At 63.6% G+C, this 18524-nt stretch carries 17 protein-coding genes; 14 read left to right on the forward strand and 3 right to left on the reverse strand.

Features of this window, described 5'->3' with window-relative positions:
* Positions 1-56 precede the first annotated feature (56 nt).
* From cpaB to K3725_RS14310, 14 genes are all read left to right on the forward strand, one after another.
* Positions 57-914, forward strand: coding sequence for a Flp pilus assembly protein CpaB (cpaB, locus tag K3725_RS14245; protein ID WP_260015961.1), 858 nt, complete (start codon positions 57-59; stop codon positions 912-914).
* Positions 915-1128: 214 nt separating this feature from the next.
* Complete coding sequence (locus K3725_RS14250; protein ID WP_260015962.1) at positions 1129-2520, forward strand: type II and III secretion system protein family protein; 1392 nt, start codon at positions 1129-1131, stop codon at positions 2518-2520.
* A gap of 18 nt (positions 2521-2538) precedes the next feature.
* Entirely contained in the window at positions 2539-3159 is a 621-nt protein-coding gene (locus tag K3725_RS14255) for an OmpA family protein (RefSeq protein WP_260015963.1), read from the forward strand.
* A 359-nt stretch (positions 3160-3518) separates the two neighbouring features.
* Positions 3519-4751 carry an AAA family ATPase gene (locus K3725_RS14260; protein ID WP_260015964.1) on the forward strand — a complete coding sequence of 411 codons (1233 nt, stop codon included), beginning with the start codon at positions 3519-3521 and terminating at the stop codon, positions 4749-4751.
* Between the two features lie 24 nt (positions 4752-4775).
* Entirely contained in the window at positions 4776-6212 is a 1437-nt protein-coding gene (locus tag K3725_RS14265) for a CpaF family protein (protein WP_260015965.1), read from the forward strand.
* The gene (locus K3725_RS14270; protein WP_260015966.1) at positions 6212-7180 is read left to right on the forward strand and encodes a type II secretion system F family protein; all 969 of its coding nucleotides are present in this window, start codon (positions 6212-6214) and stop codon (positions 7178-7180) included. The genes K3725_RS14265 and K3725_RS14270 overlap by 1 nt, the downstream gene beginning before the upstream one ends.
* Before the next feature lie 10 nt (positions 7181-7190).
* Entirely contained in the window at positions 7191-8174 is a 984-nt protein-coding gene (locus tag K3725_RS14275) for a type II secretion system F family protein (RefSeq protein ID WP_260015967.1), read from the forward strand.
* Positions 8174-8764 carry a tetratricopeptide repeat protein gene (locus tag K3725_RS14280; RefSeq protein WP_260015968.1) on the forward strand — a complete coding sequence of 197 codons (591 nt, stop codon included), beginning with the start codon at positions 8174-8176 and terminating at the stop codon, positions 8762-8764. The genes K3725_RS14275 and K3725_RS14280 overlap by 1 nt, the downstream gene beginning before the upstream one ends.
* Positions 8765-8794: 30 nt before the next feature.
* The gene (locus K3725_RS14285; protein WP_260015969.1) at positions 8795-9643 is read left to right on the forward strand and encodes a lipopolysaccharide assembly protein LapB; all 849 of its coding nucleotides are present in this window, start codon (positions 8795-8797) and stop codon (positions 9641-9643) included.
* 3 nt (positions 9644-9646) lie between these two features.
* Positions 9647-10144: a prepilin peptidase gene (locus K3725_RS14290; protein WP_260015970.1), complete on the forward strand. Its 498-nt coding sequence runs from the start codon at positions 9647-9649 to the stop codon at positions 10142-10144.
* A 181-nt stretch (positions 10145-10325) separates the two neighbouring features.
* Positions 10326-11633, forward strand: coding sequence for an ATPase (locus K3725_RS14295; RefSeq protein WP_260015971.1), 1308 nt, complete (start codon positions 10326-10328; stop codon positions 11631-11633).
* A 91-nt stretch (positions 11634-11724) separates the two neighbouring features.
* Complete coding sequence (locus K3725_RS14300; protein WP_260015972.1) at positions 11725-14142, forward strand: ligase-associated DNA damage response DEXH box helicase; 2418 nt, start codon at positions 11725-11727, stop codon at positions 14140-14142.
* Between the two features lie 37 nt (positions 14143-14179).
* Entirely contained in the window at positions 14180-14830 is a 651-nt protein-coding gene (pdeM, locus tag K3725_RS14305) for a ligase-associated DNA damage response endonuclease PdeM (protein ID WP_260015973.1), read from the forward strand.
* Positions 14831-14904: 74 nt separating this feature from the next.
* A complete protein-coding gene (locus K3725_RS14310) occupies positions 14905-15312 on the forward strand; it encodes a PaaI family thioesterase (RefSeq protein WP_260015974.1) in 408 nt (135 codons plus the stop codon).
* Positions 15313-15396: 84 nt separating this feature from the next.
* Here the strand turns inward: K3725_RS14310 and folD are convergent, their stop codons facing one another.
* The 3 genes from folD to K3725_RS14325 form a co-directional block, all read right to left on the reverse strand.
* A complete protein-coding gene (gene folD / locus K3725_RS14315) occupies positions 15397-16287 on the reverse strand; it encodes a bifunctional methylenetetrahydrofolate dehydrogenase/methenyltetrahydrofolate cyclohydrolase FolD (RefSeq protein WP_260015975.1) in 891 nt (296 codons plus the stop codon).
* A gap of 90 nt (positions 16288-16377) precedes the next feature.
* Positions 16378-16683, reverse strand: coding sequence for a chorismate mutase (locus tag K3725_RS14320; protein ID WP_260015976.1), 306 nt, complete (start codon positions 16681-16683; stop codon positions 16378-16380).
* Positions 16684-16846: 163 nt separating this feature from the next.
* Positions 16847-18523: a formate--tetrahydrofolate ligase gene (locus tag K3725_RS14325; RefSeq protein ID WP_260015977.1), complete on the reverse strand. Its 1677-nt coding sequence runs from the start codon at positions 18521-18523 to the stop codon at positions 16847-16849.
* Position 18524 lies beyond the last annotated feature (1 nt).

The raw sequence follows: 18524 nt of genomic DNA on the forward strand, positions 1-18524 counted from the left end.
GTAATTCAGTTCCTTGCCAAAAATACACTTGGCAGCAGCACAGAAGGAAATCCCCCATGCGGCTCGTATTCGGTATGGTCCTGATTGTCGGTCTCGCTCTTGCCGGCGGTGCAGTCATGATGGCAAAAAAATATGTAAGTTCCTACCAGAACGCTCTGGCCCAGGAACGCGCGGCCCGGGTGGAAAACATTCCCACTGTCGACATCTTTGTAGCGACGGACACTCTGAAATACGGCCACCGCCTGACCAAGGAAAGCGTGCGTCAGGTCCGCTGGCCCAAGGAAAGCCTGCCGGAAGGCGTCTTCACCAGCCTTGAAGCGCTGTTCCCGCCGGGATCGGACGACACGCCCCGCGTGATTCTGCGCACCATGGAGAAGAACGAGGCGATCATGGCCAGCAAGGTCACCCTGCCCGGGGAAGACGCGGGCATCACCTCGCGGCTGGAACGCGGCATGCGTGCCTTTGCAATCCGTGTGGATGTGTCCTCTGGCGTGTCCGGCTTCCTGCGCCCCGGCGACAAGGTTGATATCTACTGGTCCGGCCAGGTGCGTCAGGCCGGCGCCACACAGGGTGACTTTACCCGGCTGATCGAGACCAATGTGGAACTGATCGCGGTGGACCAGAAGGCCAGCAACGATATCGATGGGGCCGTCATTGCCCGTACCGTCACAGTTGCAGCGCGGCCCGAACAAGTTGCCGCCCTGGCCCAGGCGCAGAGCACCGGCAAGCTGACGCTGGCGCTGGTGGGTGCAGGCGATGACAGCATTGCCTCGGTCATCGAAGTGGACCAGCGCAAGCTTCTGGGCCTTGGCGCAATCGAAGCACCGCAGGAGGTTGAACGGGAACAAGTCTGCACCATCCGCACCCGCCGCGGCGCAGAAGTTGTGGCCATTCCGATCCCCTGCACCAACTGAGATTTCCGTTCCATTACAGGAAATTACAAGCTTCAGCCGCGCCTCCTCCCGGAGCGCGGCTGAATTGCCTGTTGCTTAGGCCCCACATGCCGCGCTGCTTAAGAAAGGCTTCGAAGCCATTGATTCTTGCAATAATTCGGGAACTGTCCCACAGTGCCGGAAAGAGCGGGCATAAAGACCCGAATAATGAGGCGTGATCGGAAAGGCAGGTCACATGACAATTCGTAGGTTCGTTGCGGCGGCCCTTTTGGGTCTATCGTTTATTGGCATACCAGGTGCGGATGGGGCATCGGCACAATCCTTGCGGGTGGTGAAAAAAGGCACGGCGGCGACGCTGGATGTGCCCATGAACCGCGCCGTGGTGGTTGAAAGCGAAACCCCCTTTGCGGAACTCAGCATCGCGAATCCGGGCATCGCGGACATCTCGTCCCTGTCCGACCGCACTATTTATGTGCTGGGCAAATCCCCGGGTCTGACCACATTGACGCTGCTTGACGGGGCCGGCCAGCTGATCACAAACGTGGAAGTGCGGGTGGCTGCGGATGTGACCGAGTTCAAGGAGCGCCTGCGCCAGATCCTGCCGAACGAGACAATCGAAGTGCGCACTGCAAACGACGGCATCGTGCTGTCGGGCGTGGTGTCCAGCTCTGCCCGCCTGCAGCGGGCGCTGGACCTGGCGGAGCGCTATGCGCCTGAGCGTGTCAGCAACCTGATGTCGGTTGGCGGCATTCAGCAGGTCATGCTGGAAGTCCGATTCGCCGAGATGCAGCGGTCGGTGACCAAATCGCTGAGCGCGTCGCTGGCGACCGGTTCGAGCAACAAGGCAATTGAGACCGGCACCATGCTGCTTTCAGACAACGGCCTTAATTCAGAAACGATCGTACCCCAGACCGATATCCAGGGCGCATTCCTGTTTGATTTCGGTGTTGGCAATGCCCGCGTGCGCCTGCTGCTGGAAGCACTGGAGCGCAAGGGGCTGGTCCGCACCCTGGCCGAGCCGAACCTTTCGGCCCTGTCCGGGCAGGAAGCGAACTTCCTGGCAGGCGGCGAATACCCCGTCCCCACCACCGGGAACGAAGGGGAAATCAGCATTGAATACAAGCCCTTCGGCATCGAGCTAAGCTTCATCCCCCGCGTTGTCGACGGCGATCTGATCAACCTTGAACTGGTGGCGGCAGTGTCCGCACTGGACCCGAGCAACGGCTTCACCCTGAACAACCTGACTGTCAGCGCCTTCACCCGCCGTGAAGCCTCGACCACGGTTGAGCTGCGGGATGGTGAAAGCTTTGCCATTGCCGGCCTGATCGAAGACAACTTCCTCGACAACAACGCACAGGTGCCCTGGCTGGGTGACGTGCCGATCCTCGGCGCCCTGTTCCGCAGCTCCGATTTCCAGCATTCGCAATCGGAGCTGGTTATCATTGTCAGCGCGCATCTGGTCACCCCGACCCGCGGCGAGGCTTTGGTGCTGCCGACCGACCGGGTGAAGGCGCCCAGCGAAGGGGAGCTGTTCCTGTTCGGCAAGACGGAGCGCAATGCAAAAGGCGCCGCTGCAGAGGTTGCGCGTCAGGACTTCAACGGCTCCTACGGCTACGTGCTGGACTAAGCAGAGGGAATTGAGCGGATGATCAGAAAAATCGCCTGGGCCGGCCTGATGCTGAGTGCCGCAGCCTGCACTGACGCCACGGGTTTCAGCGCACAGCAGCAAAAGCATTTCGGTGACGCGGCCGCAACCAACGCCGCGGTCATGAAGGGCGACCGCAGCTATGCCATTCAGCTGGCCGGCCGGTTCGCCAAGGAAGTGCCTAACACCATCAATTTTGACTTCGACAGCGCACGCCTGGATCAGGACGCCCGCGCGGTGCTGGACCGGCAGGCGCATTGGATCAAGCAGTTCCCCGAAGTGCGGTTCCGGGTGTTCGGCCACACCGATGCGGTGGGCAGCAACGCCTACAACAAGTCGCTTGGCCTGCGCCGGGCGCGCGCGGCGGTCAACTACCTGGTGTCGCGCGGCATCAGCCGCAACCGGCTTGAGGCGGTGGTCTCCTTTGGCGAGACGCAGCCGCTGATTCCGACGCCGGACCGCGAGCGCCGCAACCGCCGCACCGTGACCGAGGTCAGCGGCTTCCTGAAGCGGCACCCGACCCTGCTGGACGGCAAATACGCCAGGGTCATTTACCGCGAGTATATCGAAAGTGCTGTGCCGCCGACCACTCTGGCGGTCACATCGACCGACGAAGGTTAATAAGGCGGGCCCTGGGATCAGGGCCCTTCTTCTTTTTGCACCGCCGGTTTTCCTGACATTGTTCCTGATCAGGCATGAGCCGCTGAAAGAGCGGCTCAAATTCAAGCGGGCCTAACGCAGTTCAGGGCAAAATCCGTCAAATCCAAGGCGTCAAAGCCGCTGATTTGCAGCGGGTCATACGCCGGAAATGCAGGATCGACAGGCCCTGCCCCTGGCGGTCCGCCGGTTACGAAGTAGTAACAATTCCCCATATTTGGGGATTTTTGGCCCCAATATCGCCTAGATTGCCGCCGACATTGTTTCCAAGAGGTGGACTGTGCGCAAAGCCCGGTCTGCCCAAGTGAACAAGGATGATGGCGATGAGCAGCGGTATGCCGCAAACAGAAACACCTGCGATTGTTGCCTGCACAGTCAGCCGCGACGTGCAGAATTTCGACCTCCTGATTGAAGACATGGAATCCGCTCTGGGTGAGGCCTGGGGCGATCTGGGCTTTACCGAGGCGCTGGCATTCTTTGGCCAGGCGGAAGCGGAACCGCTGCAATTCATCGCCCTGGCCATCGACAGTGCCGACGAGGGCGACCTGCCGCTGATGGGAGAGATCATCACCCAGGCCAAGGCGCGCGGCATCAAGGTGATTCTGATCGCCGAGGACGTGACCCCGGCCGCGCTGCACACGCTGCTGCGCCAGGGTGCGGACGAATTTGTCCCCTACCCTCTGCCGGAACAGGAGCTGCAGGCGGCCATCGAGCGGCTGCAGGCGCCGGCCCCGGCGGCGGCGGCGCCGAACCAGAAACAGCTGCAGTCCGGCAGCCAGCGCGAAGGCGCGGTGATCGTCTGCCACGGCCTGGCCGGCGGCACCGGCTCCACCACCATGGCGGTCAACCTGGCCTGGGAGCTTGCGGCGCTCAGCGAGCATGAAGAGCCGACCGTCTGCCTGCTGGACCTCGATTTGCAGGCGGGCTCGGCCGCAACCTATCTGGACCTGCCGCGCCGCGACGCGGTGATGGAGATGCTGGGCGAACCGGAGAACATGGACGAGGATCTGTTCGGCCAGGCCCTGATCCCGTTCCAGGAGAGGCTGCAGGTCCTGACCGCGCCGGCCGAAATGGTGCCGCTGGATCTGCTGTCGCCCGAGGACATCACCCGGGTCATCGCGCTGGCCCGCAGCCATTTCGATTTCGTCGTCATCGATATGCCGCACACGCTGGTGCAGTGGACCGAAACGGTGCTGAACCTGGCGCATGTCTATTTTGCGCTGATCGAGCTGGATATGCGCTCGGCCCAGAACGCGCTGCGGCTGAAGCGGGCGCTGCAGGCCGAAGACCTGCCGTTCGAGAAGCTGCGTTTTGCGCTGAACCGGGCGCCCAAGTTCACCGATCTGACCGGCAAGAGCCGGGTCAAGCGGATGGCCGAATCCCTGGGGATTTCGATCGACCTGCAGCTGCCTGACGGCGGCAAGCAGATCCTGCAGAGCTGCGACCACGGCCTGCCGCTGGCCGTCTCTGCCGCGAAGAACCCGTTGCGCAAGGAAATCGCCAAGCTTGCAGCCTCGCTGCACGAGCTGGGCCGCAGTGAAGCAGAAGCCGCCTGAACGGCTTGAATTGGGGGTGAGTTGATGTTTTCCAAGTACAAGAAACAGGCCGCGAAACCTGCTGCTCCGGCTCCGGCTCCGGCGCCGGCCGCGGGTGCAAACGGCAAGCCGGCAGTCAGCCTGCGGCGCCCGGTCCAGCGCAAGGAGGCCGAAGCGGCCCCGATGGACAAGGAACGCAAGCGCAAGGAGCGGCTGAACGAGATCAAGATCCAGCTGCACCGGGAGCTTCTGGAGAACCTGAACCTGGCGGCGCTGGAGCGCGCGGGCGAGGCCGAGCTGCGGTCGGAGATCTCCAACATCTCGACGGAGATCCTGGCCGAAAAGAGCATCGTGCTGAACCGCGAGGACCGGCAGACGCTGAACAAGGAACTCTATGACGAGGTGACCGGGCTTGGTCCGCTGGAAACCCTGCTGCAGGACGAGACGGTCAGCGATATCCTGGTGAACGGCCCGCACCAGATCTTTGTCGAGCGCAGCGGTAAGCTGGAACTCAGCGACATCGGGTTCAAGGATGAGAAGCACCTGATGCGGATCATCGACAAGATCGTGTCCGCAGTGGGCCGCCGCGTCGATGAGAGCAACCCCTATGTGGACGCCCGCCTGGCCGATGGCTCGCGTTTCAACGCGATGGTGCCGCCGATTGCGGTGGACGGGTCGCTGGTGTCGATCCGGAAGTTCAAAAAGGACAAGCTGGGCATCGATGACCTGGTGCAATTCGGCGCCTTCACCGAGGAAATGGCAGCCTATCTGCAGGCCGCTGTCTCGACCCGCCTGAATGTCATCGTTTCTGGCGGTACCGGGTCCGGTAAAACCACCACGCTCAATGCGCTGTCCTCCTTCATCGACAACGCGGAGCGCATTCTGACCATTGAGGACACCGCGGAACTTCAGCTGCAGCAGACCCATGTGGGCCGGATGGAAAGCCGCCCGCCCAACGTGGAAGGCAAAGGCGAGGTTTCGCCCCGCGATTGTCTGAAAAACGCGCTGCGGATGCGCCCCGACCGCATCATCGTCGGCGAGACCCGCGGCGAGGAAGTGATCGACATGCTGCAGGCCATGAACACCGGCCACGACGGCTCGATGACCACGATCCACGCCAACTCTGCCCGCGACGGCATTTCGCGTCTGGAAAATATGATCGCCATGGCCGGGATCGAGATGCCGATCAAGGCGGTGCGCAGCCAGATCGCCTCGGCTGTGAACCTGATCGTGCAGGCCTCGCGCCTGCAGGACGGTTCGCGCCGGATGACCTCGATCACCGAAATCACCGGCATGGAAGGCGACGTGATCTCGATGCAGGAACTCTTCCGGTTCCAGCGCGTCGGCCTGACCCCGGACAACAAGATCATCGGCCACTTCACCGCGACCGGCGTGCGCAGCCACTTCTCGGAGCGGTTCCGCCTGTGGGGCTACGACCTGCCGCCGTCGATCTATGAACCCACCACGATGGAGCCGCGCTGATGGAACTGAGTGCCGAACCGCTTATCTACGGCGCGATCTTCTTTGGGATCCTGGCGCTGGTTGAAGGCCTGTATCTGTTTGTCTTTGGCAAATCCATCAGCCTGAACAGCAAGGTCAACCGCCGGCTGGAAATGATGGAGAAGGGCAACAACCGCGAGCAGGTGCTGGAGCAGCTGCGCAAGGAGATGGGCCAGCACGCCAAATCGCAGTCGATCCCGCTGTATTCGCTGCTGTCCGAACGGGCGCAGAAGGCGGCCATCGCCTTTTCCCCCAAACAGCTGATCGTGATCATGGCCGGGCTGGCCGGGCTGGCCTTTGTCGGGCTCAGCATCGGCACTGCGGCGCCGCTGCCGGTCCGCATTCTGGGTGCCGTGATCATCGGTGTCGGCGCGGTGTTCTTCTGGGTCAACAAGAAGGCGGCCAAGCGCATGGCGCTGATCGAGGAACAGCTGCCGGATGCGGTGGAATTGATGGTGCGCTCCTTGCGCGTCGGCCACCCGTTCACCTCCGCCATTCAGATCGTTGCCAACGAAGTCGAGGACCCGCTGGCCACAGAATTCGGCGTCATCTCCGATGAATGCGCCTATGGCCGTGATGTCGGCGAGGCGCTCAAGGAGATGGCAGAGCGGCTGGACATGCAGGACATGCGGTTCCTGGCGGTTGCGGTGACCATCCAGCAGCAATCGGGCGGCAACCTGGCCGAAGTCCTGGCCGGCCTGGCAAAGGTGATCCGCGCCCGCTTCCGCCTGTTCCGCCGCGTCAAGGCGATCACCGCCGAGGCGCAGTGGTCCGGCAAGTTCCTGTCCGGTTTCCCGCTGCTGTGCCTGATCGGGATCCTGGTCAAGGACCCCAACTACTATGACGACGTGATGGACCATGCCTGGTTTATCCCTGCCTGTTTCGCAGTTGGCATCATGCTGACCGTCAATTTGATTGTCATGCGCGTGCTGACCAACATCAAAGTCTAAGGAGCGGACCGTGGATTTTCTGACCAGTATCGAAGACTTCCTCACCTCGCAGTTCGGCCCGTTCGGCCCGCTTCTGGCGCTTGGCATTGCGGGCTTGTTCATGATCCTGCTGGCCATTCCGCTGCTGATGAACCAGCGGGAAGACCCGCTGAAGAAGCTGCAGAAGAACATCAGGCCGGAAACCCGGCAGTCGCCGCAGAAAGAGCGGCTGCGGCAGACCGGCCGCAATGAACAGCTGCAGAAATTCGCCAATTTCCTGGAACCTCAGAACGAGGAAGAGCTGTCCGCGATGGCGCTGAAACTGCGGCAGGCGGGCTATATCTCCAAAGACTCCGTGCGGCTGTTCCACTTTGCCCAGTTTGCGCTGGGGCTGGTCGGGCTGATGGGCGGACTGTTCTTTGTCTACGTTCTGAAGGCGGATGTGGAATTTGACGGCCAGCAGATGGCCATCCGCATCCTCGCCCCGGCGGCTGCGTGCTATTTCCTGCCGCGTTACTGGATCACCCGGCGCATCGCGGCCCGCAAGGAGGCGATCACTGACGCGTTCCCGGATGCGCTGGACATGATGCTGGTCTGCGTCGAGGCAGGCCAGTCGCTGGATCAGGCCATCGTAAGGGTGGCCGCGGAGCTGCACAGTTCCTACCCGGAACTGTCGGAGGAATTCCAGGTGGTTGCCCATGAAATGAAGGCGGGCAAGGACAAGGACAAGGTGCTGCGCGATTTCGCCACCCGCTGCGGGGTGATGGATGTCTCCTCCTTTGTGACGGTGATGATCCAATCCTCCAGCTTTGGCACCTCGATCGCCGACGCGCTGCGGGTTTACGCGGGCGAGATGCGCGACAAACGGGTGATGCGGGCAGAAGAGGCCGCAAACAAGTTGCCTGTGAAGATGACACTTGCCACAATGGGGCTGACAGTTCCGCCGCTGCTGATCATCCTGGTCGGCCCTTCGGCGCAGAACATCGCAAATCTGGGCAATCTGGGACCCCAATAATGAATTTGACAGAACGGGCACCCGCTGCCCGGCTGCTCCTGGCCCTCACCGCCGCCAGCGCTGTTGCGCTGGCGGCTTCATGTGCGCCGGGCGGTTTGAGACAAGACAAGGGCAGCCCCTGGGCGCCGGGCGCGGACCTGCGCGGCGAAGAGGCCGACGGGCTGGTGGTCGGCAACCGGCTGATGGCTGCGGGAGAGTACAATCTGGCGCTTGAGGCCTTTACCCGGGCAGCGCTGGATCATGGTCTGACACCGGAAGTCCTGTCCGGCATGGGCAGCGCCCAGCTGGGCCTGCGGCGGCTGGGACAGGCCGAGGACCTGCTGCGCCAGGCCGTGGCCGCCGATCCGGACTGGCCGGAACCGATGAACAATCTGGGTGTTACGCTGATGGAACGCGGCAAGACCGCCGAAGCCGTGCAGGTGTTCCATCGCGCCTACGCGCTCGACAATGGCGAAAGTGACGCAATCCGCGATAATTTGCGCCTGGCTCTCGCAAAACTTGAAAATCCTGCGCATACTGCTCCGCAAAAAGAAGACTACAAATTGGTGCGGCAGGGCGGCGGCAGCTACCTGATTCGCCAGACACCATAACAGAGGCAGAGCAGTAAAAGGGACGCACCAATGCGCCAGCAGATTATCCTATCCGCTTCTCTGGCAGGGGCGCTGGTCCTGTCGGCCTGCGCGGACAAAGCCGATGAATCCGTCGAACGTGCCTTGCAGGAAGTGAACGTCATCGACGAAAGCAATCTCAACGATGTGATGCTGAACGTGGCCGACCCGAATGAAGCGGTGGCCCATTTCCAGCGCACCATCAGGAACAGCCCGGACCGGATCGAACTGCACCGCGGCCTGGCGCATTCGCTGATCCGCGCCAAGCGCAACACCGAAGCCGCCGTTGCCTGGAAGCAGGTTGTGTCAATGAAGGATACCACCAGCGAGGACCGCGTCCACCTTGCCGGCGCGCTGGTGCGCAGCGGTGCTTGGGATGAGGCCAAGGCGGAACTGGACAAGGTGCCGCCGACCTATGAAACCTATGAGCGTTACCGGCTCGAGGCTGTTGTCGCCGACGCCAACAAGGACTGGAAGCGCGCCGACAGCTTTTATGAAATCGCGGTTGGGCTGACCACCACGCCCGCCAAGATCATGAATAACTGGGGTTACTCCAAGCTGACCCGCGGCGATTTCACAGGCGCCGAGCGGCTGTTCGGCGACGCGATCCGTCAGGACCAGAGCCTGTTCACCGCCAAGAACAACCTTGTTCTGGCCCGCGGCGCACAGCGCAATTACAGCCTGCCGGTGATCCCGCTGAAACAGACCGAACGCGCCCTGCTGCTGCACACGCTGGCGCTGTCCGCGATCAAGCAGGGCGACGTCAAGGTGGGCGAAAACCTGCTGCGCGAAGCGATTGCCACCCACCCGCAGCACTTTGAAGAGGCCGCGCGCTCTTTGGCGGCGCTGGAAAACGGCTGAGCCATGCAGTTCCCGGCCCATGCCGCCCTGTGGTTCCTGCCGTTCGTGCTGCCGCTGTGCTACACGGTGGCGCTGACTGACCTGCGCGGCATGCGTATTCCCAATTGGGCCGTTGACCTGCTGGCGGCGGTCTATGTGGTGATCGGCGCTCTGGTTATGCCCAGCTGGGCAGACTACGGCTGGCAGCTGCTGCATCTGCCCATCGGCATCGCCCTGGGGTTCCTGTTCTATGCCGCCGGGGCCGTTGGCGCCGGCGACGCCAAGTTTGCGGGCGCCGCGGCGCCGTTCATCGCGCTGGGTGACTTGCGGTTCCTGATGGTGGTTTTTGCCGCCACCCTGCTGGCCGGCTTTACCGCGCACCGGATTGCCAAATACACCCGCCTGCGGCAGCTGGCGCCGCAATGGCAAAGCTGGGACACCGGCAAGAGCTTCCCGATGGGCCTGTGCCTGGGGGCCACGCTGGCCATCTACCTGGGCCTGGCTGCCAAGTTCGGCAGCTGATGCCGTCAGGCACCGCCGCGCGCCGGCGGTGCCCCTGATGGTTCGGCCCGTGACGGATTTCACGGCGCTTTCGCGGAAATGCTGCAGCTCTGCCCCGCTGTTGCCACAGTCCTGAATAGTCTGTTTCCAGAAGCGCCCCGTCTGCCGGGGCCGGATACGGATATCAGGAACAGGCACCGCCATGAACATGCAAAACCTCGCCGTTGTGGCCCCGCCCGCCCCCAAGGGGCTGGAACAGATGCAGCTGCCGGTGGTGATGATGCGGGATATCCTGCTCAAGACCATCTTCCGCAAAAACGTGGAAAATGTGACCGAGATCGCCGAGGCGATCTGCCTGCCGTCCTCTGTCACCCAGGAGCTGGTGGACATGGCCCGCGAGCAGCGCCTGCTGGAGGCCACCGGCACGCTGAATGCCAACAGCGGCAACGAAATGGGCTACCAGCTGACCGATGCGGGCAAGGCGCGGGCGCTGGATGCGCTGAGCCAGTCCGAATACTTCGGTGCCATGCCGGTTCCGCTGGCGGTCTATCGCGAACAGGTGAAGCGCCAGTCGATCCGCAACATCCAGGTGACCCGGGACCAGCTGACCAATGCGATGGGCCATCTGGTGCTGCCGGACAGCCTGCTGGATCACCTCGGCCCGGCGGTGAGCGCCGGCCGTTCGATCCTGATGTACGGCCCGCCGGGGAACGGTAAGTCCTCGATCTCCAACGGCATCCGCGATGCGCTGGGGGATCATGTCTATGTGCCGCGCGCCATCGAATACGCGGGCCAGGTGATCACCGTCTATGATCCGATCGTGCACACCGCGGTCGAGCAGGAGCAGGAAGATCCCAACGCGCTGCGCCGCCGCCGCCGTTTTGACGAGCGTTACGTGATGTGCGAACGCCCCACCGTGATCACCGGCGGCGAACTGTCGCTGGACATGCTGGACCTGGTCTACAACCCGACTGCACGCACCTATCAGGCGCCGCTGCAGCTGAAATCCACCGGCGGCATCTTCATCGTCGACGACCTCGGCCGCCAGGCAGAGCCGCCGCAGTCGCTGGTCAACCGCTGGATTGTTCCGCTGGAAGAAAGCAAGGACATCCTGGCGCTGCAATCGGGCGAAAAATTCGAAGTGCCCTTTGACACGCTGGTGATCTTCTCCACCAACTTCCACCCGAATGAGATCTTTGACCAGGCGGCGCTGCGCCGGATCTTCTTCAAGATCAAGATCGACGGGCCGAACCAGGAGAACTTCCTCAAGATCTTTGCCATGGTGGCCCGCAAGAAGGGCATGCCGCTGGACGAGGCGGCGCTGGTGCATCTGCTGAAGAAGAAGTACCCGACGATCAACAACATCTACGCCAACTACCAGCCGGTGTTCCTGATCGACCAGATGATTTCCATCTGCGAGTTCGAGGGCATCCCCTACCAGATGTCGCCGGAGCTGATCGACCGGGCCTGGGCGAACATGTTCGTCAAGGACGAGCACATCGTAAAGTGACACCGGGACTGGCTCCGGTGGCGGCAAGAGTTTTCAAAAACTCTTGCCAAAACTTTTCGAAAAGTTTTGGGCCTTCCTCTAATAAGGACGGATGAGCGAACTCCCAAAGTCCATTGAAACCTGGTTCAGTGCCCGCGGCTGGACCATCCACCCGCACCAGCGCGCCATGCTGGAGCGGGCCGGGGCGCCCTGCACCCTGCTGATCGCCCCGACCGGCGGCGGCAAGACCATGGCGGGCTTCCTGCCGACACTGGCGGAACTGGCCGATGGGTCCCACGACGGGCTGCACACGCTCTATATCTCGCCGCTCAAGGCGCTGGCCGCGGATATCAAGCGCAACCTGCGCGCGCCGGTTGAGGAAATCGGCCTGCCAATCCGCATCGACGACCGGACTGGCGACACGCCGGCCAGCCGCAAGAAGCGCCAGCGCGCCGACCCGCCGCATATCCTGCTGACCACCCCCGAAAGCCTGGCGTTGCTCACCTCCTACGAGGACGCCGCACGGACCTTCAAGGGCCTCAGGCGGGTGGTGGTGGATGAGATCCACGCGCTGGCCGAAAGCAAGCGCGGCGACCAGCTGATGCTGGCGCTGGCGCGGCTGCAGACGTTGTGTCCGGATCTGCGCCGGGTGGGCCTGTCGGCCACGGTGGACGACCCGCAGGCCATTGCCCGCTACCTCGCCCGCCATCCCGACCCCTGCGATATCGTGCTGGCCGATCCCGGCCCTGCACCGGACATAAGGATGCTGGAAACCAAAGAAGCCCCGCCCTGGGCCGGCGGCGGCGCGGCCTATGCAATCCCGGCGGTGATGGAGCAGATCAAGGCCCACAAGACCACGCTGATCTTCCACAACACCCGCGCTCAGGCCGAGATCTTCTTTCACAACCTCTGGCTTGCCAATGAGGACGCGCTGCCGATCGGCATCCACCACGGTTCGCTCGACCGGGTTCAGCGGGAGCGGGTGGAGGCGGCGATGGTCCGAGGCGAGCTGCGCGCGATCATCTGCACCGGCTCGCTGGACCTCGGCATTGACTGGGGCGACGTGGATCTGGTGATCCAGATCGGTGCGCCCAAGAACGTGAAACGCCTGGTGCAGCGCATCGGCCGCGCCAACCACCGCTACAACGCGCCGTCCAAGGCGCTGCTGGTGCCTGCCAACCGCTTTGAAGTGGTCGAATGCCGCGCCGCACTGGAGGCCGTGCGCGAAAACGATCTGGACGGCGACCCGCGCGGGCCCGGCCCCCGCGACGTGCTGTGCCAGCACATCCTGATCGCCGCCTGCGCCGGCCCGTTTGACGCAAATGAGCTTTATGCAGAGATGACCCAAGCCGGCGCCTATTCCAGCCTGACCCGCGCCGCGTTTGATGCCTGCCTCACCTTCTGCGCCACCGGCGGTTACGCGCTGAAAGCATACGACCAATGGCAGCGCCTGCTGCAGCGCCCGGACGGCAAGTGGCAGCTGCGCGACCCGCGCGCGGCGCAGCGCATCCGCATGAACCTCGGCACCATCCAGGACGCCGACCTGATCAAGGTCCGCCTGAAACGCAGCCGCGGCGGCAAGCCCTTGGGCGAGGTGGAGGAAGCCTTTGCTGCCACTCTGACCCCCGGCGACACCTTTCTGATCGGCGGCCAGACCGTGCGCTACGAGGGGCTGCGCGAAATGACCGTCGAGGTCAGCCGTAATCCGGGCAGGAAGCCCAAGATCGCGGTGTTCTCCGGCACCAAATTCGCCACCTCCACCCAGCTCAGCGCCCGCATCCTGAAGATGTTTAAACAGGACAGCTGGCCCTCCCTGCCCCGTCACACCGCCGAGTGGCTGGAGCTGCAGCGCGAAGTCTCCGAACTGCCCCGCGCAGGCCAATTGCTGATCGAGAGCTTCCCGCATGACAGCCGCAAGCACATCTGCATCTACGGCTTCGCCGGCCGCAACGCCCAGCAGACCCTGGGCCTCTTGCTGACCAAACGGATGGAGGAACTGGGGCTTGATCCCTTGGGTTTTGTCGCCACCGACTACGCCACCCTGATCTGGGGGCTGCAAGAGATCGCAGACCCAGCCCCGCTGTTCGGCCCGGACGCCTTGCGTGACGGGCTGGAGGGCTGGCTGGCCGGCAATGCGGTGATGAAACGCGCCTTCCGCGGTGCAGCCACCATCGCGGGCCTCATAGAGCGCAACACGCCGGGCGCACGCAAGAACGGGCGGCAGGCGGCGTTTTCCTCCGACATCCTCTATGACACGCTCAGGAAATACGACCCTGATCACCTGCTGATGGACGTCACCCGCGAGGAAGCCCTGCGCGGGCTGGTGGATTTCGGCCGCATCGAGGAGATGCTGGAGCGGACACGCGGCCGTATCACGCTCAGGCGGCTGGGCCGGATTTCCCCCCTCGCGGCCCCCTTACTGCTGGAGGCTGGAAAGGTCCCGGTCAAAGGCGCGGCGGAGGAGAAACTGCTGCAGCAGGAGGCCGCGGCGCTGATGCGGCAATCCGGGCTGGACCAGCTGCCGCAATAGCCCTTGCCAGCCCGACTGTGACCGGTAAACCCAAGCCATGACCGGATATGACTTCTCTCTCGCAGGCACCCGCCTGACCGCCCTCAGCTCCGGTGCGCTGTGGTGGGCGGAGCACCGCCTGCTCTGCGTCTCTGACCTGCATCTGGGAAAATCCGAGCGCCACATCCGGCGCGGCGGCAGCGCCCTGCCGCCCTATGAAACCCGGGACACACTAATCCGCCTTGCCGAACTGGTGTCTGCCCTGCAGCCTGACACGGTAGTCTGCCTCGGTGACAGTTTCGACGATGACGCCGCCTCGCGGGCGTTGCCGGATGCGGAGCAATCGCAATTGGCCGCCCTGCTTCAGGGCCGCCGCTGGATCTGGATCACCGGCAACCACGACCCGGCACCTGCGGACCTGGGTGGCGAGCAGATGGCAGAGCTGCATCTTGCCCCCCTCACCTTCCGCCATATTGCCGATCCTGCTGCCAAGGCGGAAGTCTCCGGCCACTACCACCCCAAGGCACGTGTGCGCAGCACCTCCCGCCCCTGCTTCCTGCTGGACCGGTCGCGGCTGATCCTGCCGGCCTTCGGCACCTATACGGGCGGCCTGCGCAGCAGTGATCCCGCGCTCACCTCGCTGATGGCGGCAGATGCGCTGGCAATCCTGACCGGTGCGCAAGCGCTGCCGGTGCCAATGCCCCGCTAAGTGGCGCAGCGTCACAGGCCCATGGCGGTTGTGCCGTCTCTATGCTGGCATTCAGCAGCAGAAGGACAGAATTGATGGACCACCGCATCCGCAGCAGTTTCGCCAGGCAAAGCATGATGCAGACGCTGGGCGCAGAGATCGCCAGCGTCGCCCCCGGCGAAGTGGTGATCACCGCTCCGATCCTGCCCGGCAGCCGCCAGCAGCACGGTGTGGCCCATGCCGCCCTCAGCTTTGCCATCGGCGACACGGCGGCAGGCTATGCGGCGCTGACCCTGATGCCGGAGGACAGCGAAGTGATGACGGCGGAGATGAAGATCAATCTGCTCGCCCCTGGTGCCGGGGATCTCCTGCGCGCCACCGGCAAGGTAATCAAACCCGGCCGCAGGCTGGTGATCGTCACGGCAGAGGTCCACGCAGTGACGGGCCAAGAGGAAAAGCTGGTCGCCCTCCTGCAAGGCACCATGGTCCCCGTCTCCGCTTAGTCCCCGCCCTGCCTACTTTAAAAAAACACCCGCCGGAGTGGTTCCGGCGGGTGTTTTTTCATTCAACGCTCAATGGTCTGCGCGTCAGGCGGTGAGGCCTTCTGGTTCCGGGAGGTTGTTTGCGCGGCAGCAGGCGGTGACGGTGTTGGCCAGCAGGCACGCAATCGTCATCGGGCCGACGCCGCCGGGAACAGGCGTGATGGCGCCGGCGCGTTCCGCGGCGGAGGCGAAGTCGACGTCGCCCACCAGCACGTTCTTGCCATCGCGCTCGATCCGGTTGATGCCCACGTCGATCACCGTGGCGCCGTCCTTGATCCAGTCGCCCGGCACCATTTCCGGGCGGCCCACCGCGGCAACCACGATGTCGGCGCGGCGCACCACCTCCGGAAGGTCCTTGGTGCGCGAATGCGCGATGGTCACGGTGCAGCTGTCGCCCAGCAAGAGCTGCGCCATCGGCTTGCCGACGATGTTGGAGCGGCCAATGACAACCGCGTCCATGCCCGACAGGCTGCCGTGGTGCTCGCGCAGCATCATCAGGCAGCCCAAGGGCGTGCAGGGCACCATCGATTTCTGGCCGGTGCCCAAGAGGCCCACGTTGGAGATGTGGAAGCCATCGACGTCCTTCTCCGGCGCGATCGAGTTGATGATCAGATCCTCGTCCAGGTGTTTCGGCAGCGGCAGCTGCACCAGGATGCCATGCACCGACGGATCATTGTTCAGCTGCTCAACCACCGCCAGCAGGTCGGCTTCCGAGGTGTCCGCGTCCAGCTTGTGCTCATAGGAGTTCATGCCGGCCTCGACGGTCTGCTTGCCCTTAGAGCGCACATAGACTTGCGACGCCGGGTCCTCGCCGACCAGCACCACCGCCAGGCCGGGGGTGATGCCGTTTTCTTCCTTCAGCCGGGCGACATGTTCGGCCACCTGGCCGCGCACCTTGGCCGCAAAGGCCTTGCCGTCAATCAGAGTTGCTGCCATTTGCTCTCTTCCTTTCCTGCGCAGGCATTCGGCCCGCCTATTCACTTCAGTTGGTCGCGATGCCCGAGCCGCAGGTGGCCCTGCTCAGCATCACTCCTCCCGGATCACCCGCGCCTCGCGGGCAATCGACCAGTCCACCAGCTGCCGCCACAGGCTTTCGATCAGATCGGGGTCCAGCCCCTCCCTTTGCGCGGCGGCGCGGGCATTCATGACCACTTCCTCAACCCGCTCCGGGATCCGCGCCGGCCAGCCGTTGAGCTGCTTCAGCTGGATCGCCCGGTCGATATACCCCGCCCGGGCGGCCAGGCGTTGCACCAGCTCAATATCGAGCCTGTCAATTTCCGCGCGCAGCGCCTCCATCGAGGAACAGTCTTCCGGCGGTGTCTCTGTGCTCATGCGTCAGAACCTCGGCTTTCATTGCTTTGGGCCATGTGAGGTTCTGACCATTTTTTGTGGTCGCGCAATTGTTTCCGAAAACCGGTTCCCACTTTTCGGATTGCGCTTGAAACTCCAGCGGCCCGGGGATGCCCCCGGGCCGCTGAATGTCGCATATCCTGTCTTAGAACAAGCCTTCGATCTGGCCGTCCGCATTCAGGCGGATGGTTTCCGCCGCCGGTTTGCGCGGCAGGCCCGGCATGGTCATGATCTCGCCGCAGACCGCCACGATGAAGCCGGCACCGGCCGACAGGCGCACTTCGCGCACCGGCACCGAATGGCCCACCGGCGCACCGCGCAAGGACGGGTCGGTCGAGAAGGAGTACTGGGTCTTGGCCATGCAGACCGGCAGGTTGCCGTAGCCCGCGGCTTCCCATTCCTTCAGCTGGGTGCGGATCTTGTTGTCCGCCAGCACCTCGTCGGCGCGGTAGATGCGCTTGGCGATGGTCTCGATCTTCTCGAACAGCGGCATGTCGTCCGGGTAGATCGGCGAGAAGTTGGCGGAACCGGCGTCGACGATCTCGACAACTTTCTCGGCCAGCGGCGCGGAGCCTTCGGAGCCCAGCTCCCAGTGGCGCGACAGCACCGCCTCGACGCCGTGGGTGGCGCAATAGGCCTTGACCGCGTCCACTTCGGCATCGGTGTCGGTGACGAAGTGGTTGATCGCAACCACAACCGGCACGCCGAAGGATTTGACGTTCTCGATGTGGCGGCCGAGGTTGGCGCAGCCGGAGTTCACCGCAGCAACGTTTTCCGCGCCGAGGTCCGCCTTGGCAACGCCGCCGTTCATCTTCATCGCACGCACGGTGGCCACCAGCACCACCGCCGACGGCGCGATGCCTGCCTTGCGGCACTTGATGTTCATGAACTTCTCGGCACCGAGGTCAGCACCGAAGCCTGCCTCGGTGACGACGTAGTCGGCAACCTTCAGCGCGGTCTTGGTGGCAATGACCGAGTTGCAGCCGTGGGCGATGTTGGCGAACGGGCCGCCGTGGACAAACGCCGGGTTGTTTTCCAGGGTCTGCACCAGGTTCGGCTGCATCGCGTCCTTCAAGAGAACGGTCATCGCGCCTTCGGCCTTGATGTCGCGGCAGTAGACCGGGGTCTTGTCGCGGCGGTAGGCCACGATGATGTCGCCCAGGCGCTTTTCCAGGTCCTTGAGGTCGTTCGCGAGGCACAGGATCGCCATCACTTCCGACGCCACGGTGATGTCAAAGCCGGCTTCGCGCGGGAAGCCGTTGGAGACGCCGCCCAGAGACGCGGTGATCTGGCGCAGGGCGCGGTCGTTCATGTCGACCACCCGGCGCCAGGCGACGCGGCGGGTGTCGATGTCGCACTCATTGCCCCAGTAGATGTGGTTGTCGATCATCGCGCTGAGCAGCGAGTGGGCCGAGGTGATGGCGTGGAAGTCGCCGGTGAAATGGAGGTTCATCTCCTCCATCGGCACTACTTGCGCATAACCGCCGCCTGCCGCGCCGCCCTTCATGCCGAAGTTCGGGCCGAGGCTCGCTTCGCGGATGCAGATCATCGCGTTCTTGCCGATCCGGTTCAGGCCGTCGCCCAGGCCCACGGTGGTGGTGGTCTTGCCTTCGCCCGCCGGCGTCGGGTTGATCGCGGTCACCAGGATCAGCTTGCCGTCTTCCTTGGACTGCACAGAGTTGATGAACGCCTGGCTCACCTTCGCCTTGTCATGGCCGTAGGGCAGCAGGTCATCGCTGGAAATCCCGATCTTCGCGCCAATCTCCTGGATCGGCTTCTTCTGCGCCTCACGCGCAATCTCGATGTCACTCTTGTAGCTCATG

The organism is Leisingera sp. S132, from assembly GCF_025144465.1.
GTDB lineage: Bacteria > Pseudomonadota > Alphaproteobacteria > Rhodobacterales > Rhodobacteraceae > Leisingera.

Coding starts and splice junctions, on each gene's coding strand:
- K3725_RS14320 (WP_260015976.1), bottom strand. CDS start 16,683: ATGAGCACAGAGACACCGCCGGAAGACTGTTCCTCGATGGAGGCGCTG.
- cpaB (WP_260015961.1), top strand. CDS start 57: ATGCGGCTCGTATTCGGTATGGTCCTGATTGTCGGTCTCGCTCTTGCC.
- K3725_RS14280 (WP_260015968.1), top strand. CDS start 8,174: ATGAATTTGACAGAACGGGCACCCGCTGCCCGGCTGCTCCTGGCCCTC.
- K3725_RS14265 (WP_260015965.1), top strand. CDS start 4,776: ATGTTTTCCAAGTACAAGAAACAGGCCGCGAAACCTGCTGCTCCGGCT.
- K3725_RS14285 (WP_260015969.1), top strand. CDS start 8,795: ATGCGCCAGCAGATTATCCTATCCGCTTCTCTGGCAGGGGCGCTGGTC.
- pdeM (WP_260015973.1), top strand. CDS start 14,180: ATGACCGGATATGACTTCTCTCTCGCAGGCACCCGCCTGACCGCCCTC.
- K3725_RS14255 (WP_260015963.1), top strand. CDS start 2,539: ATGATCAGAAAAATCGCCTGGGCCGGCCTGATGCTGAGTGCCGCAGCC.
- K3725_RS14310 (WP_260015974.1), top strand. CDS start 14,905: ATGGACCACCGCATCCGCAGCAGTTTCGCCAGGCAAAGCATGATGCAG.
- K3725_RS14260 (WP_260015964.1), top strand. CDS start 3,519: ATGAGCAGCGGTATGCCGCAAACAGAAACACCTGCGATTGTTGCCTGC.
- K3725_RS14250 (WP_260015962.1), top strand. CDS start 1,129: ATGACAATTCGTAGGTTCGTTGCGGCGGCCCTTTTGGGTCTATCGTTT.
- K3725_RS14300 (WP_260015972.1), top strand. CDS start 11,725: ATGAGCGAACTCCCAAAGTCCATTGAAACCTGGTTCAGTGCCCGCGGC.
- K3725_RS14295 (WP_260015971.1), top strand. CDS start 10,326: ATGAACATGCAAAACCTCGCCGTTGTGGCCCCGCCCGCCCCCAAGGGG.
- K3725_RS14290 (WP_260015970.1), top strand. CDS start 9,647: ATGCAGTTCCCGGCCCATGCCGCCCTGTGGTTCCTGCCGTTCGTGCTG.
- K3725_RS14270 (WP_260015966.1), top strand. CDS start 6,212: ATGGAACTGAGTGCCGAACCGCTTATCTACGGCGCGATCTTCTTTGGG.
- folD (WP_260015975.1), bottom strand. CDS start 16,287: ATGGCAGCAACTCTGATTGACGGCAAGGCCTTTGCGGCCAAGGTGCGC.
- K3725_RS14325 (WP_260015977.1), bottom strand. CDS start 18,523: ATGAGCTACAAGAGTGACATCGAGATTGCGCGTGAGGCGCAGAAGAAG.